Genomic DNA, 16378 nt, shown 5'->3' with positions numbered 1-16378 from the left:
CCAGCTAATAAGCTGTGTTTTTTACACCATTGCGCACCGTTATGGCTCAGGTTATCAAAGGAAAGATGCTTTTTGCGGCCAACAGGCCATTATTGCTGGGTATCTTTGCTGGTATTCTACTTTCTCTAAATAATGCTTTTTCATTGATGAAGCTTCCTCTACGCAGTCTTCTGGTTGCCGCCCTGTTGAAAACGGCCGTTGTGTCGGCCCAGGCCCAAACGGTTCCGGCCACAGAATCTACCACGCCGGTGGCTCCCACCAGCACCCTGGCAGCAACGCCCGCCGCCATCGCGGAGCCATTACTTTCGCCCGAACTCGCCAAAAAAGGCAACTACAAAACCTACAAAGACTACTTAAACCAGCGTTACACCACCGACAAAGAAGCCCGGGCGGCCGTGCATATGTTTGGGCGCAAGCAGACGGGGGGAGCCGTGTGGCTGGTAGGTGGAGCAGCGGTTCTTGGCTACTTGTCTTCGCAAACCGGCACCAAAACCGATGCCTCCACAGGTGTAACGACTACGTTCTCTATCTCTCCGCTGGGGTACATCGTGTTTGCAGGGCTGCCGGCCGCGCTTGCCATCGGCAAATTCTCACGCTTCAACAACGGCGAGCTGTATAAAATGCTGCTTGAATACGACAAAACCCACGCCTTGCCCGGTTACGTGTTAGGCAAGCTCAGCAAGTCGGACTACCAATAGGGCGGCTTTTTGGAAGCAGTAAACAAAGCAAAGGCCCCACCCGCAAACGACTTATCGAGGCCGTTTGCGGGTGGGGCCTTTGCCTTGTGTGGCTAGTCCCGCTTGCCCTTGAGCATGTTTTTGAGCGCAGCCAACTCGTCGCGCAGCTTGGCGGCTTGCAGGAAGTCGAGCTCCTTGGCGGCGGCTTCCATCTGCTTTTCAGTGGTTTTGATAAGCTTTTCGAGCTCCGTGCGGTTCATCATGGCCACCACGGGCTCGGCAGCCAGCGCGAGGGCGGCGCCATCGGAATCGGGGCCGGCGTAGGCTTGGTTGTCGAGCACGCGGTAGTCGGAAAGCGACGTCTGGCCCAGAATTTCGGCGTGGCTCTTGCGCACCGTGCGCGGCGTGATGCCGTGTTCCTCGTTGTAAGCGGCCTGGGTAGCGCGGCGGCGGTTCGTCTCGTCGATGGCGCGCTGCATGGAGCCGGTCATGCGGTCGGCGTACATAATCACTTTGCCGCGGTCGTTTCGGGCGGCGCGGCCCATGGTCTGAATCAGGCTGCGCTGGTCGCGCAGGAAGCCTTCCTTGTCAGCATCCAGAATAGCTACTAAGCTAACCTCGGGCAAGTCCAAGCCTTCGCGCAGCAGGTTCACGCCAATTAGCACGTCGATTTCGCCCAGGCGCAGCTTGCGCAGGATTTCCACGCGGTCCAGCGTTTTCACGTCGGAGTGCACGTATTCCACCTTGATGCCGAGGCGGTCCATGTACTTGCTCAACTCCTCGGCCATGCGCTTGGTGAGGGTCGTCACCAGCACCCGGTCGCCCATTTTCACGCGGTTGTCCACCTCGTCCAGAAGGTCGTCAATCTGGTTGATGCTGGGTCGTAGGTCAATTTCGGGGTCGAGCAGGCCGGTGGGGCGAATGATTTGCTCCACCACCACGCCGCCGGCCTGGGTCAACTCATAGTCCGAAGGAGTAGCCGACACATACACGGCCTGCCGGTACATGCTTTCGAACTCGTTGAACGTCAGCGGCCGGTTGTCCAGGGCTGAGGGCAGGCGGAAACCATATTCAATCAGCGCCGTTTTGCGGCTGCGGTCGCCGCCCCACATGGCCCGGATTTGGGGCATGGTGGCGTGGCTTTCGTCCACCACCAGCAGGTAATCGTCGGGGAAGTAGTCGAGCAGGCAGAACGGGCGGGAGCCGGGCGTGCGCCCATCAAAATAGCGCGAATAGTTCTCGATGCCCGAACAGTAGCCCAGTTCCCGAATCATCTCCAAATCGAACTCAGTGCGCTCCATGATGCGCTTGGCTTCGGAGTCACGGCCTTCCTTTTCGAAGTAGGCGTGCTGCAGCACCATGTCGTCCTGAATCTGCTTGATGGCCGAATTCAGAGTGTCCTTGCCGGTCACGAACAGGTTGGCCGGGTACAGGGCCACGCCGTTGGCTTCGTCGCTCAGCTTCTTGCCACTTACCGGGTCAATCTTGTGGACGGACTCGATTTCATCGCCAAAAAAGTAGATGCGGAACGCGTGGTCGGCATAAGCCGGAAACACGTCCACGGTGTCGCCCTTCACTCGGAAAGTGCCGCGCGTAAACTCTACCTCGGTGCGCGAGTACAGAATCTGCACGAACTGGTACAGCAGGTTATTGCGCGTGTAGCGCATGCCCGGCTTCAGGAAAATGACGTTTTTGGCGAATTCCTCGGGGTTGCCGATGCCGTAGATGCACGACACCGAGGCAATGACGATGATGTCGCGCCGCCCGCTGAGCAGCGTGGAAGTGGTGTGCAGCCGCAGTTTCTCGATTTCCTGGTTGATGGCCAGGTCTTTTTCGATGAAGACGTCGGTGCTGGCGATGTAGGCCTCCGGCTGGTAGTAGTCGTAGTAACTGATGTAGTACTCGACAGCGTTGTTGGGGAAAAACGCCTTGAATTCGCCGTAGAGCTGCGCGGCCAGGGTTTTGTTGTGGCACAGCACTAGGGCCGGCTTGCCGGTTTGGGCAATGACGTTGGCCATGGTGAAGGTTTTGCCGGTGCCGGTAGCCCCAAGCAGCACCTGGGCATGCTCCCCGTTATTCACGCCTTCTACGAGCTTGGCAATGGCCGTGGGCTGGTCGCCGGTCGGCTTAAATTCTGAGGTCAGTTGGTACTCCATGCAACGGGAAAGGTAGGCCGAAAAGGTCAGCCTAACTTAACCCCAAACCGGTATTTTGGGTTTCGTCGGATTTGAAATAGAGCTTGGGGGAGGTTATTCGGAAATCAACACGAAACGTCATGCAGAGCGCAGCGAAGCATCTCGCGGGCCACCGCTAATTAGTGGCAGCCCGCGAGATGCTTCGCTACGCTCTGCATGATGGTCTTTTTCAAGACGCTCCTACCGGCCAAACTCTACGCCGGCTTCCAGACCGAAGCTGTAGGCGCGGTTTTGGCGCAGGTAGCTTTGAGCCGGATGGGCATTCAGGGTCACTACGTTCATTTCGGCCACCGGGCCGAGGGTAAAGGCCCACTGACCGGTGCCGGGACGAAACTGCGCTCCGGCGCCTCCGCGCACGCTGGCCAGCGCCCGGCGGTAGGGCCCAGCGGCCGACATAATGGAGTAAGTTTTGGTGGCCTCCGGGGCGCCTTCTACTTCGCTGCGCACGCCCAACAAGGCACTCACCGCGCCGCCCAGGCGGCCGTACAGGCTCCAGCCGCGCTTCAGTGGGTTGTTATACGTTACTTCTACTGGGATGCCGGCCATGTGATACCGGAAGTCGGTGGTCCGAGATTTTCCGTTGGTGAATGGTCCGAGGTCGATGAGCTGCTCGCCTACGAAAGCCGAGGTCGATGCCGATTTGGCCGTGGCTTGGGTCAAGCTCAGGCCGGTGCTCAACGACCAGTTGCCCGTGAGGTGGCGCTTGGCTACCAACGCCAAGCGCTGGCTGAGGCCGGGCCGCAGATTTTCGCGGTATTGGGCCGCCGCGGCTTCGGTCAGAGCCGGTGAATTGGCGCCGAGGGCCGGGTTATACCCGTGTTCGGCCTCAATGCCCGCGCGTGAGAAGTTGATGTTGGGATTGAATGCGCCCGCCGTGTAGGCACCGCCAAACCGCCATTTGCTGGCGGCCGAAGCCACGGCGGATTCCGCCTCGGCTGGCATGGCCAGGGCTGCCAACCCATCGGGAAGCGTGGCCGGATTGGTCAAACTCAGCGCGGCCGGCCGGGCGGCGAGTAAGCTTACCGGCTCCGGAACGGCCACGGACGAGGCCTGCGAGATAGCGGCTAAGGCCGATGAAGTGCCGCTTTGGCCAACCGCGCCGCTAGTCAGCGACCCGCCTGTCAAAGCACTGCCGGTTGTCGAAGCCGCAACAGTGGCTTCAGACAATGGGAAAGCCGGCGTATTATTCTTGTCCGGGCTGCCAAGCGCGGTGTTGTCAGTAGCGTCCGCCTGTGTAGTGCGCACCGCCACTGCTGGCTCGGTGGTGCGGCTGGCCGAGTTGTAAAGAGCACCAGGAATAACGCTGGGCGTCTCCACCGCAATTGCGGAGTTGCTGGCGCTACGCTCAATAGCGCTGGTGCTGCTTGCAGTGCGCCCCGCTGCAGAGGAGCCATTTTCCAAACCCGGGCGCGCGGATGAAGGCCCAAAGCCGGTGGTGCGGCCGGCCGAATTGGCAGCAACGGCGGCTTGAGAAGCCGCATACGCGTCGCGGGCTGCGGCGCTGGTAGCCTTTCCGTTGTTGGTCAGGCTCCCGCTGGCCGAGAAATTGGCCGATGAGGTCGCAGGACTCGTTGCCGCTACCGATTCGGTAGCAGCATTGTTGCCCGCCTGGCCGCTGCCACTGGCGGCTGCACCCGAGGTGGTGGAAGTGTTGTTGCCCGAATTGGTCCCCGTCGTGCGCGTAGCTGTGGCTACTTCTGTTCCGGCCATGTCGGCCGTGCGGTTGGCCCACCAGCCGGTGCCGGCCAGCGTGGCCAGCAGCAGGCTAGCCGCCGCTACCCAGCGGGTGGCTAACAGCCGGCGGCGGTAGGTTTCGTTTTGGCGAATGAGCAGCGAATTATCAATCTGGTCCCAGAGCATGGGACGCGGGGGCACGGCGGCCTCCTCGCCCAAATGATGACGAAATAGGTCCTCTAGGCTGCCGGTGGGTTTTGGCGTAGAATTATCTTCGATAGGATTAGTTGACATGGCGGGTTGGAGCACTCAGGCGCTCCAGTTTAGTTTGTAAGATTACCCGGGCCCGGGAGTATTGCGACTTGCTCGTGCCCTCGGTAATGCCCAATAGTTCTCCGATTTCTTTGTGGTTGTAGCCTTCAATGGCGTAGAGGTTGAAGACCATGCGGTAGCGCGGCGCCAGTTCTTGCACCATTTGCAACAGCTCCTGGAAGTTATAATTGCTGAGGGTAAATTCTTCGCTGGCCAAGGTTTGCGGATACTCGCCGTCGCTCACCGCTACCAGCGAGGCGTTGCGGCGGTGCTGGCGCAGGGCGGCGTTAATCATGATGCGGCGAATCCAAAACTCCAGCGGGCATTCGCGCCGGAAGCTGGCCAGGGTGCGGAACACCGTCAGAAAGCCTTCCTGCAGCACGTCTTCGGCTTCGAACGTGGTTTGGGCGTAGCGCAGGCACACGGCCATCATTTTGCCGGCGTACTTGTCGTAGAGCAGTTTTTGCGCCAGCTGGCGGCCGCGCAGGCAGCCGTCAATCAGCTCGGCTTCGGTGGGCGGGCCGGCGGTGGCGGCGCGGCTGGCCGTCAGGCGCGGGGCAACGGGCGCGGCGTCGGGCAGCACGTCGTCGGCCCCGAACGCAAACCACGTTGCGGCGCTCATGCCGACAGCCGGGAGCTCCTGCCGGCGGGAAGAGTGGTAGAGAAGGTCATTTTCTGCAGCATAGAAAGGCACATCAAGCGAAGACCGCGCGGCCAGTAGGGGGCCCGCTGCTTCTGGATGCAGGCGGGCGCCAAAAGGTTGCAACCGCTGGCAAAACGTGTTAAAACAGCCTGAAAAATTACCGCTCCGGGCCACGCGGAGCTCCCGCCCCCCAAGATATTACCTCCCTGCGAAACAACCGCCGGGACCAAATCGGAGCATGGGCAACAGCGGCACAGCATTGCTACCGTTCTGGTTCGCCCTTTTCACCAAAAGCCCGTATCCAATAGTTGAGCTTCTGCTCCTTCTTTTCCATTTTCCCAACCCTTTTCCGTTTATTTATGAAGACCCTTGTGCTGTTTTATTCCACGTATGGCCACGTCTGGAAGCTAGCCGAAGCCATTGCCGAAGGCGCCCGCCAAGTAGCCGGCAACGAAGTCGTGATTAAGCGCGTGCCCGAAACCCTGTCCAAAGAGCTGCTGGACCAAATTGGTGCAACCGAAGCCCAAAAGGCCTTTTCGCACCTGCCCGTGGCCACGCCCGAGGAGCTGACTGAGTACGATGCCATCCTCTTCGGCACGCCCACCCGCTACGGCAACCTGTGCAGCCAGATGCAAGCCTTCCTGGATGGCACCGGGGCCTTGTGGGCCAACGGCGCGCTGGTGGGAAAGGCCGGCGGCGCCTTCGTGAGCACGGCCACCCAGCACGGCGGGCAGGAAACCACGCTGCGGTCCTTTCACACCGAGTTGCTGCACCTGGGCTTCGTAATTGTGGGCTTGCCTTACGCCTGGCAGGGCCAGATGGGCCACGAAGAAGTAAGCGGCGGCACGCCCTACGGCGCCAGCACCGTGGCCGGGGGCAAAGGCGAGCGGCAGCCCAGCGAAAATGAGCTGGAGGGCGCCCGCTACCAAGGCAAGCACACCGCCGAAATCGCCAAAAAGCTGGCCGCGAAGTAAACTTTAAGGCTAGTGTGAAAGGCCGTCCTGCTGAACTTGCTGCAGCAGAACGGCCTTTTTCAATCATTTATAATTGGTTGTGCGCCCGAATCAATTCGCCGAACGACTCGCGGTACGTGTCGCCCACGGGCAGTAGCCGGCCGGCCACCTGCACCTTGCCGCGCTCCACGTGCTCGATGCGGCTGAGCGCCACCAGAAAGGATTTATGGATGCGCGCAAACCGCTCGGGCGGCAGCACTTCCTCCACGCGGCGGAACGATTGGAGGGTGAGGATTTTGCCGGCTGATGCCGTGTGCAGCAGCAAGTATTCCTTCATGCCTTCGATGTACAGAATATCATCGAAGGCCACGCGTTGCAGGCGGTGCTCGTTTTTAACAAACATGGCATCGGTGGGCGCAGCAGCGGCTACGACCACTTCTACCGGCGCGGCCGCAGGGGCAGTGGCCACGGCAGTAGCCGCGTGCGGCAGTGCCTGCCGCACTTTGGTCACGGCCTGTAAAAACCGCTCAAAGGCAATGGGCTTGAGCAGGTAATCGGTGGCATTGAGGGTGTAGCTCTGCACCGCGTACTGGTCATAGGCCGTGGTGAAGACGATGCGCGGCCCCGGACTGGGCAGCAGCTGCACCAGCTGCAAGCCGGTGAGGCGCGGCATGTGAATGTCGATAAACACCACATCCACGGGGTGGTCCTGCAAGAATGCCAGGCCCACCAACGCGTCGTGAAATTGCCCGCGTAGTTCCAGAAACGGTATTTGGGCACAGTAGTCGGCCAGGAGGTCGAGGGCCAGCGGTTCGTCGTCGAGGATGGCGCAGGTCAGGCGTTGCATGCAGTAGTCAGGGAATGAGCCAGCAAATAAAGCGGGATTCCTAGCTGCGGCGCGGCGCCGTCAGCCGATTGGCGGCTCCTTGCAAGACCAGTTCCACGGCGTACTCGCCCGGTAGCGTGCGCACGTGCAGCGCGTGGCGCCCCGGGTACAGCAGTTCCAGGCGCCGGCGCAGGTTGTGCAGCCCTAGGCCACCGGGTTGGGTGGGCAGGTCGGCGGCGGCCCCCACGTAGTTGTGCACCGAGAAGTGCAGCTCTTCGCCCAGCAGCTCCAGTTCAATGCGGATGGCCTCGGGGCGGGCCGCCAGGTCGCCGTGCTTGAACGCGTTTTCGACCAAGGGCAACAGCAGGAGCGGGGCCACCGGAAAGGTGAGGTCGGTGGAGCCGAAGGTGTGGAGCACGATGGCCGCATCGGCTTCGGCCTGGGGCAAGCGCAGGCGCTGCAAATCCAGGAAGCTGCGCAGGTGGGCCAGTTCCTGGCTCAGGGGCACGGTGTCGGCGCTGCTTTCATAAAGGAGGTAGCGCATGCTTTCGGCCAGGCGCAACACGGCTTCCGGCGCGCGGTCCGATTTGCGGCTGGTGAGGGAGTAGATGTTGTTGAGGGTGTTGAAAAGAAAGTGCGGATTGATTTGGGTTTTGAGCATGGCCAGCTCTGTGAGCAGGTGCTGTCGCTCCAACTCGCGGCGCTGGCGCTGGCTCTGGAGGTAGTCGAGGGTGATGCGCAGCCCCGAGCTGGCGGCCACGGTAACCAGCCCGCCCGCCCACAACATGGCAAACAGCGACCCGAAGTGCGTGCTCAAATCCGGGTCGTTGGTGCTCATGGCGTAGTACACCAAATTGGAGGTGGCCATGCGCAGCAGCGTAAACACCGCCGCCGATGCCGCGGCTGCCACCAGGTAGCGGTCCATGCGGCCATGCGCCAGCGTGCGCGGAAACAGCACGGCCCAGTTCCAGTAGAACAGCGCCGCGGTCAGCGCATCCAGCGCGCCGTTGCGCACATACCACACCAGGTCAATGCGGACGCTGCTTTTGGGGTTGATAAGTGTGGCATAATACAGCAGCACGTCGATGCTCAGCAGCACAAACAGCAGCAGCGCGTGCGCCCACCACGGCACGGCCGTGGTTTCCTGAGCGCGCGGCCACCAGTTGAAATGGCCGAAGGCGCGGGCCCGCCAGGAGCCGGAAGCGGGGGCCAGCGCGGGAGCAATCGATGCGGGAGCCGCCGGAGAAGTAAGAGTATTATCCACGCCGAAAGGTAGCCCGTGTCAAAAAACTCCCGGCCGCATTTCAACCAACGCCCCCAGCGCGCGGCCCAACGCCCCCGCCAGCGGCACCAATCCGCGGCTTTGATGCAAGGAGAAAGTTGTGGACATGAAAACGGCGTTTAAGGTCCAAAAGCGGGCGTTTCAGGGAGGCGTGGGTGGGTTGGTTGATAAGGCGTTTGCCGGGATTTTTGGGCCTTTAGGTTTGCCTCAGATTTCAGCATCACCTCACTCACACCTCACTTTTTCACCAGTTCTCACCATGAAAATGCTCTTCCACTCCGCAGCTTGCACCGGCCTCCTGTTTCTTGGTTTGCTTGCTCCCGCCCAAAGCCAAGCTCAATCAGCCGCCAGTGCCCCCAAAGCAGCCGCCAGCGCCACCACCCAGCAGCAGCTCGACGCCTACGTGCAGCAATTCCAGCAGGCCGGCTTCTTCAACGGCTCAGCGCTGGTGGCTGAGAAAGGCAAGGTGTTGCTGCAAAAAGGCTACGGCCTGGCCAACCGCGAGCAGCAAGTGCTCAACGGGCCCGACACCAAGTTCCGCATCGGCTCCCTCACCAAGCAGTTCACGGCGGCGCTGGTGTTGCAGCTGGTTGAAAAAGGCCAACTCCGGCTCGATGGCAAAGTCTCGGATTACCTGCCCACGTATCCCCAGCCGGCCGGCTCCCAGATTACCCTGCACCACCTGCTGTCGCACACGGCCGGCCTGCCCGATTACACGGCCCTGCCCAATTTCGGTCCCGACATTATGCGCACGCATCAGGAACCTGCGCAACTGGTGGCGCTCTTCGCGGCGCTGCCCCTGCAGTTCGTGCCCGGCGCGCAGTTTCAGTACAGCAACTCCGGCTACGTGCTGCTGGGCGCCATCATCGAAAAGGTGACGGGTAAGCCGTACGCTCAGGTGTTCCAGGAAAACATTGCCCGGCCCCTCAAAATGAAATCCACCGCCTACGACGCCCTTGAACCCGCTGACCGGCGCCGCGCCGCCGGTTACCAGGCCACTGCCAAGGGCCTTGTAAATACCAGCCCACTCGACATGACCGTGCCTTACGCCGCCGGGGCCATCACCTCCACCGTGGCCGATATGTACCGCTGGAACCAAGCTCTGAATGGTACTAAAGTGCTATCCGCTGCCAGCAAAAAACTGCTCTTCACCCCCGTAAAAGACAATTATGCCTACGGCTGGATGGTGATGAACGCGAAAATGGGCCCCGAAACCATCGGGCTGCAGGAGCACAACGGCGGCATCAACGGCTTTAAGTCCTACATGGTGCGCGTGCCGCAAAGCCAGCAGCTCATCATTCTGCTCGACAACCACAGCGGCAACTCGTTGCCGGAGCTGCGCCGGGGCCTGCTCCGCATTCTCAACCACCAGCCCGCCACGCTGCCCGCTGCCGTAGCTGGCCCCGCTCCAGCTTCTGCGGCGGCGGTCGCGGTGAGTGAAGCGGCTCTCAACTCCTACGTGGGCGTGTACGAGCTGTCGCCCAGCTTTCGCATTGCCGTGCGGCAGCAGGGCGGCAAGCTGTTCGTGCAGGCCACCGGTCAGTCGGAGTTCGAAACCGAAGCTGCCTCGCCGGTGCTCTTTGCCCTGAAAGGAGTGCCTGCGCAAGTGGAATTTGCCAAAAACGACAAAGGGCAGGTGGCTCAACTCATTCTGCACCAGGGCGGCCACGACCAGCTGGCGGCTAAAATTCAGTAAGTCCACACGGAGCGGGAGTGGCCATCCTTCGGGGCGGTTACTCCCGCTCTTTACTTATTTGCTATTCCAAATGTCCCAGGCGGCCTCGGCTTGCAGGCACAGCATTTCGAAACCGTTTTTGACCTGTGCCCCGGCTTCCTTGCCTTTGGCCATGAACAAGGTTTCCATGGGATTGTACACCAAGTCGTAGAGGTAATGCTCGTCGGTGAGGGCGTGGTAAGGCAGCCGCGGGCATTCGTCGGAGTTGGGAAACGTGCCTACCGGCGTGGCGTTGATGATGAGGCGGTGCGAAGCCAGGAGCTGGGGCGTGAGGTCATCGTACGTCAGGCCGGGGCCCATCAGGTTGCGCGTTACGTTCCAATAAGGGATGTTCAGCTCGCGCAGGGCCACTTCCACTGCCTTGGCCGCGCCGCCAGTGCCCAGCACCAGCGCCCGCGCCGCTTCTCCACGCAGCGGGCAGAAGGTGCGCAACGAATCCCGAAAGCCGATATAATCCGTGTTGTGGCCCACCAAACGTCCTTCGGCCGTACGCTCAATCACGTTCACCGCGCCCACGCGGCTGGCCGAAGGCGCCAGGTCGTCGAGGTACGGCACCACCATTTCCTTGTACGGTACGGTCACATTCAGGCCCACCAGGTCGGGGTGGGTGGCCAGCAGTTCGGGCAGTTCCCCAATCGTGGCCAACTCAAACAACTCGTACTGATGGTTGGCTAGCTGCAGCGAGTAAAACTTTTGGGTGAAATACGTCTGCGAAAACGAGTGACTGAGGGTGCGGCCAATAAGCCCGAACTGACGCATAGATGGAACTCTAGGAACAGGAAAACGCCCCAAAATAACACAAAAAAGCCGCCCCGGTCACTGGAATGGCGGGACGGCTCTATCAGCAAATTACAATTTATAAGAATTACTGAATGCAATGTTCTTATTGGCCGTCGGCCACGGGTTGTGGGCTCAGCTTGCCTTTGATGAACGACCACAACGGCGGCAGGATGGAGAGCAGAATGATGCCGTAAATAACCAGGGTGAAGTTTTTCTGCACCCAGGCAATATTGCCAAAGAAGTAGCCGGCCAGGGTCAACGAAATCACCCAAAGCGCGGCGCCCGCAATGCTATAGGTTACAAAAAAGCGGTAGGTCATGGTGCCCACACCGGCCACAAACGGCGCAAACGTGCGCACAATGGGGACGAAACGCGCCATAATAATGGTTTTGCCGCCGTGCTTGGCATAGAAGGCCTGCGTCTGGTCGAGGTACTTGCGGTTGAGGAACTTGTAGTTCTCGCGGAACACCCGCGGCCCCAAGTAGTCGCCCACGAAGTAGTTGAGGTTGTCGCCCATGAAGGCGGCGGCCATCAAGAGGGGAATAAGAATCACGACGTTCAGCAGCGGTTCACCCGTTTGGAGGTTTGGTTGCGCCGCCAACGTGCCGGCCACAAACAGCAGGGAGTCGCCGGGCAGGAAGGGAAACACGATAACGCCCGTCTCGGTGAAAATGATGAGGAACAAAATGAGGTAAGTCAGGCTGCCGTATTCGTTCACCAGGAGTTTGAGGTGAACGTCGAGGTGCAGAACAATGTCGAAAAAGTGCTTAAGTAGTTCCATGCCGGAGGTAAGTGAGCCACAAAGAAAACCGTCAGCGCCCGAATCAGCATTTCCTGTGGGGCACGCACTGGCAACTAGCAGCCGTTTAGTAATAATTACTGTTGTGTTTTTCGGCGGTTCAGTTAAATTTAAAGTTGGCGAAAGAAGCACTATTTGGCGAATACGTTTTGCGGCGCGCCCCTTCGGGTTATACCTTTGTTGCTCTAGTCCAAAGGAATAGGAGTATAAATTTTCAAATGTTTTTATAGTAGATACCGAGGGGAGAAATAGGGGTTGATACGATATTGGAGAGGGATTTTAGCGTAGCGACGCTCTCGTAAGCAGTTCCAGGGAGAACGGCAATTCAAAATGTGGCATGACCTGTGTTGGGCCCCGCAGCCGGGGCTGGCGTACGCCTTGTCTTTTACTTTTTTAAGGCTTAGCCGCGCGTTTTGCGGCCCAACCTCAACTACGCCTTTCTCGTTGCAGGACAGGACTTAATTTATACCTATACGATGATTGTTTACCAAGGTGGGGACTGGTGGCGGGCTTTGCGGCACTTCCAGACCTCGGCGGTTATTCGCTTGTTGCTGAAGCGCGTAGCGTTGGTGGGCCTCTACGGCTCAGCCGTTGCCGTCATCAGCATTGACTTTCACACGCTGAACGTAAAAATCGGCCGCGAATACCTGTCCATTCTGGGCATTCTGCTGAGCTTGCTGCTGGTGTTCCGCACCAACACCGCCTACGACCGGTACTACGAAGGCCGCAAAGTGTGGGGCATTTTGGTGTCGCAGTGCCGCGGGCTGGCCATGGAAATGAATGCCTTGCTGCCCCGCGAAGCAAAATCCAGCCGCCGCTACTTCGCGGCCCTCATTTCCAACTTTCCGATTGCCGTCGAAGGCAGCCTGCGCAACAAGGTGCGCTTCGACAAGATGGAGGCCACCCCCGACATCATCGAGCGCCTGCAAAAAGCCGAAAACGTTGCCTCGACCATCATCGCCGTGCTTATGGAGAGCGTGGAGCAACTCCGCCAGGTGCAGATTTTCGACCCCATTCACCTCGTCAACATCAAGCAGCATTACCTCGCGATGATGGCCGTGAACGGCACCTGCGAGCGCATCAAGTCAACCCCCATTCCGTATTCGTATAGCTTCTTTATAAAATGCTATATTACCATCTTTATCATGATAATGCCCGTTGTGCTGGTCGATTCCTGCGACTGGTGGATGGTGCCCATCACCATGATTGGGGCCTACGCCATGCTGGGGCTGGAAATGATTGGCAATGAAATCGAAAACCCGTTTGGCTACGACAGCAATGACCTGCCCATCACGCAGCTTTCCAACAAAATCCGGGTTAGCGTGCACGACCTGCTGGGGGTAGAGTTGCCGGCTGAGAAGAAAGCCTTAGCCTCAATTCCTTACAGCGTGGTGCACTAACGCAGCGGTGTAGCCGTCGCATTCTGCAAATCTAGTGGGCCGGGATTATAGAAATGGGTCAAAAACCATGTTTTTATAATAATTAGACCAATCTATTTAAATTTTTCCATAACTGCAGCCATTTTTTTTACCTCAGCGTATATGCCGCTCGTCGCGCAACGCACAAAATGCGTTCCCTTCTTCTTTTCATTCAATTTTCTAATTACTACTTACATGCAAACCATAACTTTTACTCAGAAGCTGCTGCGACAGCGTTTCTTCTTTAACTGCCTCATTCCACTGTTGGCTTTATTTGTGGGTTTGGGCGCTTCGCAGACGGCCCAAGCTGCCATTGGCATCACGACAAATGCACAGGCTGTCAACATTAACCAGGGCAGTGGCAATGCCAGAATTCTTGCCACGGCTTTTGATGGTATTACGCTTGTCGACCAAAAGCCTGGTTCCACTACAACGCCAGCATTCGATATTAACACGGGCCAGCTTTTGTTAAACGGTGGTGAGGTAACCACCACCGAATCAACTAGCGGCGTCAATCAGGATAGAGTAACTCGTGCTAACGTAGAATATCGTGTTTTTTTGACGGGCGAGGAGCCCGGTGCTTATCAGTCAATTGCTCTGACTCAGGTTTCGTACGTTTTATCACAAAACGGCACAGGGACTCGCGTTTGGAGTCTTAGCACGGCTGCCCGCAACGTCATTAAGGATGCTATTGTAACGGCTGCTGGTAATTATTCCCTTCAAATTAGGTTTTCAGCTTCAGGCACTCGCACCAAAACAAATAATGGACAAGTTTCGACACTGGGCCCAGTTTATGACGACAACGGCAGTGCCGGTTATACTGCTGATTTCGACGTTGTAGGAGCCATTCCCGTTCCCACCAAGCTCTTCGCTACCCAGGTCTTCCTTGATATCAACGGTGTTGACCCTAAGACCGAGAATACGGCATATGACGCCAGCGATGTGACTGCTGCTCCTCAGTTTGAAGGTTTCAATTTTGGCCCTTATGATATCAATACCGGTGAGTTGTTCCTGAATGGCGGCAAGGCCACCACGTTTGAAAGCGGCGGCGAACAAGTAACAGCGGTACGTCTCTATTATCGTGTATACAAGAGCGGCTCAATTACTGCTCCTGCTTTCACTAACCTTGCCCTGCAGGGTGGTGGCACGGCCACCAACGGTACTCGTACGTTTGCTCTGAGCACCGCTCAGCAGAACCTTATTACCGGTTTGCTCATCAACGCTTCGGGTGCCACAGTTGCCGGCGCTTATTTCATCGAAACTTACTTTGAAGCGGACGTATCGCAGCCAGATGGCACGGTAACTATCATTAGTGATAATGATGGAGGTACTTTTTACCGCGCTAACCTTTCGATAACAGGTCAGCTCATTGAAACGATTACCTGGACGGGTGGCATCGACGATGATTGGTTCACGGCGGGCAACTGGGATGCCAACAAGGTTCCTACTGCCCTCACCAATGTTATCATTCCTGACTTTGGTCCTGCTAATCCTACGCCTTATCCCAACATCAACAGCGGCGTTTCTTACACAACTAGCGCAGGAAGGGTAAAAGACAATACCAACTCAGGCCCGGCTCTCGCTCGTAACCTAGTATTGCAAGGGGCTTCGCAAGCACAGCGCTCCATTCTGCGGGTTATCAAGGGCCGTATAAATATCTATGGTGATTTTATGAACCAGTTAGACAGCTTCATTATGCGTGATGGTACTACCATCGGCTTTATGGGCGTCAACCAGCAAATCAGCGGTGGTTCGGGTTTTCCCAACGTTGTTATTGCGGGCGGTGGCATTAAGAACCTGCCCGGCTCTATGTTGATATCCGAGAGCTTCCGGTTTGACGATGCAAACGGCGGCGGTATTTTCACAACGGATATTGCCCAACCAACTCGTTCGTTTGTGGAATTGACCGACCGTTCTTCCAACAACAATCAGCAAGGGGCCCAATTGGTAGGCGAAAGCGAAACGTCGTATATCCGTGGTTTCGTCAAGACCAACCGTGCAAATATTTTAGCTTCGGAAACGGACCCCCGGACCTTTGGCAATATTGGTTTGGAGCTGGATTTTATCGGCAACAACCCCGGTGATGTTCTAGTGACCCGTAACACGGCCGAAAACTACACCCCACTGGGCACCAAGTTCAGCATCCGGCGCATCTTCGGGGTGCGTCCCAGCAATCCAAACACCAACAGCGGTGGTTTGAACGCAACCATGACGTTCCATTACCTGGATAACGAAACCCGGAACCTGGGGCCAACAGGCAATGGCTTTATTGCCGAGGATAACCTGACCATATTCGTATCGTCTAACTCGGGTGGAACGTTCCGCTTGGTGGGCCGCGATGGCCCAGTGAACACCACCGCCAACCGCGTGACCAAAACCGGTGTGCGCACGTTTGCCACCTTCACTTTGGGCGATGTTCAAAACCCGCTTCCCGTCCGCTTGGTAGCGTTCGACGCTCAGCGTTTCGGTGCCGATGCTTTGGTTACTTGGAAGACCGCCACCGAGGAAAATAGCAAAGGCTACGACGTACAGGTTTCGACCAACGGCAAAGTGTTCCGCACGCTGGCCTCGGTGCCCAGCGCTACCCCCAACAGCAGCGGTGAAACCGAGTACCGCTACGTAGACATGGAAAAGAACAAATCCGGCGTGCGTTACTACCGTCTGCGTCAGGTAGACTTGGATGGCACGGAAACCTTCTTTGCGCCTCGTACCGTAACCTTCAGCGGCAAAATTTCGGTTGAACCAGCAGTTGCAGCTTACCCGAACCCTTTCAGTGGCAACGATGACGTGCATTTGGCCCTGCAATCTGATGTCGCCGGCAAAGGTCAGTTTGTCCTCACCGACATGACCGGCCGCATCATCCGCCAGCAGGCCGTTGAGCTGACTACCGGCATCACCGACTTCTCGGTAGCTGGCATGAAAGACCTCACCGCGGGCATCTACATGGTGCGCGTGACTTTGCCCACGGGCGACGTGAAAACCCTTAAAGTAGTAAAGCAATAAGCTTGCTTCCTTAAGGGAAACAAAAATGCCGGTCTCCGAAAGGAGGCCGGCATTTTTTTATGAGTTGCCAACGGCTGGCTG

The 16378-nt window shown here is 58.1% G+C and carries 12 protein-coding genes; 5 read left to right on the top strand and 7 right to left on the bottom strand.

Going from position 1 to position 16378, the window contains the following annotated elements; translation table 11 throughout:
- Nucleotides 1-146: 146 nt before the first annotated feature.
- On the top strand, nucleotides 147-698 hold the full coding sequence (locus I2I05_RS13800) for a hypothetical protein (protein WP_196282855.1): 552 nt from the start codon (nucleotides 147-149) through the stop codon (nucleotides 696-698).
- Between the two features lie 92 nt (nucleotides 699-790).
- Here I2I05_RS13800 and uvrB read toward each other — a convergent pair whose 3' ends face one another.
- The 3 genes from uvrB to I2I05_RS13785 form a co-directional block, all read right to left on the bottom strand.
- Nucleotides 791-2833: an excinuclease ABC subunit UvrB gene (gene uvrB / locus I2I05_RS13795; RefSeq protein ID WP_196282854.1), complete on the bottom strand. Its 2043-nt coding sequence runs from the start codon at nucleotides 2831-2833 to the stop codon at nucleotides 791-793.
- A gap of 219 nt (nucleotides 2834-3052) precedes the next feature.
- Complete coding sequence (locus tag I2I05_RS13790; protein WP_196282853.1) at nucleotides 3053-4840, bottom strand: hypothetical protein; 1788 nt, start codon at nucleotides 4838-4840, stop codon at nucleotides 3053-3055.
- Entirely contained in the window at nucleotides 4830-5480 is a 651-nt protein-coding gene (locus I2I05_RS13785; protein ID WP_196282852.1) for an RNA polymerase sigma factor, read from the bottom strand. The genes I2I05_RS13790 and I2I05_RS13785 overlap by 11 nt, the downstream gene beginning before the upstream one ends.
- Nucleotides 5481-5860: 380 nt before the next feature.
- On the opposite strand from I2I05_RS13785, the gene wrbA reads away from it, so the two are divergent.
- Nucleotides 5861-6475 carry an NAD(P)H:quinone oxidoreductase gene (gene wrbA / locus I2I05_RS13780; RefSeq protein ID WP_196282851.1) on the top strand — a complete coding sequence of 205 codons (615 nt, stop codon included), beginning with the start codon at nucleotides 5861-5863 and terminating at the stop codon, nucleotides 6473-6475.
- A 67-nt stretch (nucleotides 6476-6542) separates the two neighbouring features.
- Here the strand turns inward: wrbA and I2I05_RS13775 are convergent, their stop codons facing one another.
- Both I2I05_RS13775 and I2I05_RS22355 read right to left on the bottom strand, forming a co-directional pair.
- Nucleotides 6543-7301 (bottom strand): LytR/AlgR family response regulator transcription factor, encoded by a 759-nt coding sequence (locus I2I05_RS13775; RefSeq protein WP_230688339.1) that lies wholly within the window; start codon nucleotides 7299-7301, stop codon nucleotides 6543-6545.
- A gap of 40 nt (nucleotides 7302-7341) precedes the next feature.
- Nucleotides 7342-8544 (bottom strand): sensor histidine kinase, encoded by a 1203-nt coding sequence (locus tag I2I05_RS22355; protein ID WP_196282850.1) that lies wholly within the window; start codon nucleotides 8542-8544, stop codon nucleotides 7342-7344.
- Between the two features lie 277 nt (nucleotides 8545-8821).
- Between I2I05_RS22355 and I2I05_RS13765 the strand changes: the two genes are divergently transcribed.
- Complete coding sequence (locus I2I05_RS13765) at nucleotides 8822-10258, top strand: serine hydrolase (RefSeq protein WP_196282849.1); 1437 nt, start codon at nucleotides 8822-8824, stop codon at nucleotides 10256-10258.
- A gap of 54 nt (nucleotides 10259-10312) precedes the next feature.
- On the opposite strand, the gene I2I05_RS13760 is transcribed toward I2I05_RS13765, so the two are convergent.
- Together I2I05_RS13760 and I2I05_RS13755 are read right to left on the bottom strand one after the other, a co-directional pair.
- Complete coding sequence (locus I2I05_RS13760) at nucleotides 10313-11056, bottom strand: shikimate dehydrogenase family protein (protein WP_196282848.1); 744 nt, start codon at nucleotides 11054-11056, stop codon at nucleotides 10313-10315.
- Nucleotides 11057-11180: 124 nt separating this feature from the next.
- A complete protein-coding gene (locus I2I05_RS13755; protein WP_196282847.1) occupies nucleotides 11181-11858 on the bottom strand; it encodes a DedA family protein in 678 nt (225 codons plus the stop codon).
- Nucleotides 11859-12352: 494 nt separating this feature from the next.
- On the opposite strand from I2I05_RS13755, the gene I2I05_RS13750 reads away from it, so the two are divergent.
- Both I2I05_RS13750 and I2I05_RS13745 read left to right on the top strand, forming a co-directional pair.
- A complete protein-coding gene (locus tag I2I05_RS13750) occupies nucleotides 12353-13276 on the top strand; it encodes a bestrophin family protein (protein ID WP_196282846.1) in 924 nt (307 codons plus the stop codon).
- A gap of 213 nt (nucleotides 13277-13489) precedes the next feature.
- Nucleotides 13490-16297 carry a T9SS type A sorting domain-containing protein gene (locus I2I05_RS13745; RefSeq protein WP_196282845.1) on the top strand — a complete coding sequence of 936 codons (2808 nt, stop codon included), beginning with the start codon at nucleotides 13490-13492 and terminating at the stop codon, nucleotides 16295-16297.
- The last annotated feature ends 81 nt before the right edge of the window (nucleotides 16298-16378 follow it).

This window comes from Hymenobacter jeongseonensis (assembly GCF_015694725.1).
GTDB classification, from domain to species: domain Bacteria; phylum Bacteroidota; class Bacteroidia; order Cytophagales; family Hymenobacteraceae; genus Hymenobacter; species Hymenobacter jeongseonensis.
The sequence above is the reverse complement of the archived record's forward strand: the minus strand, read 5'-3'. Positions and strand labels throughout refer to the sequence as shown.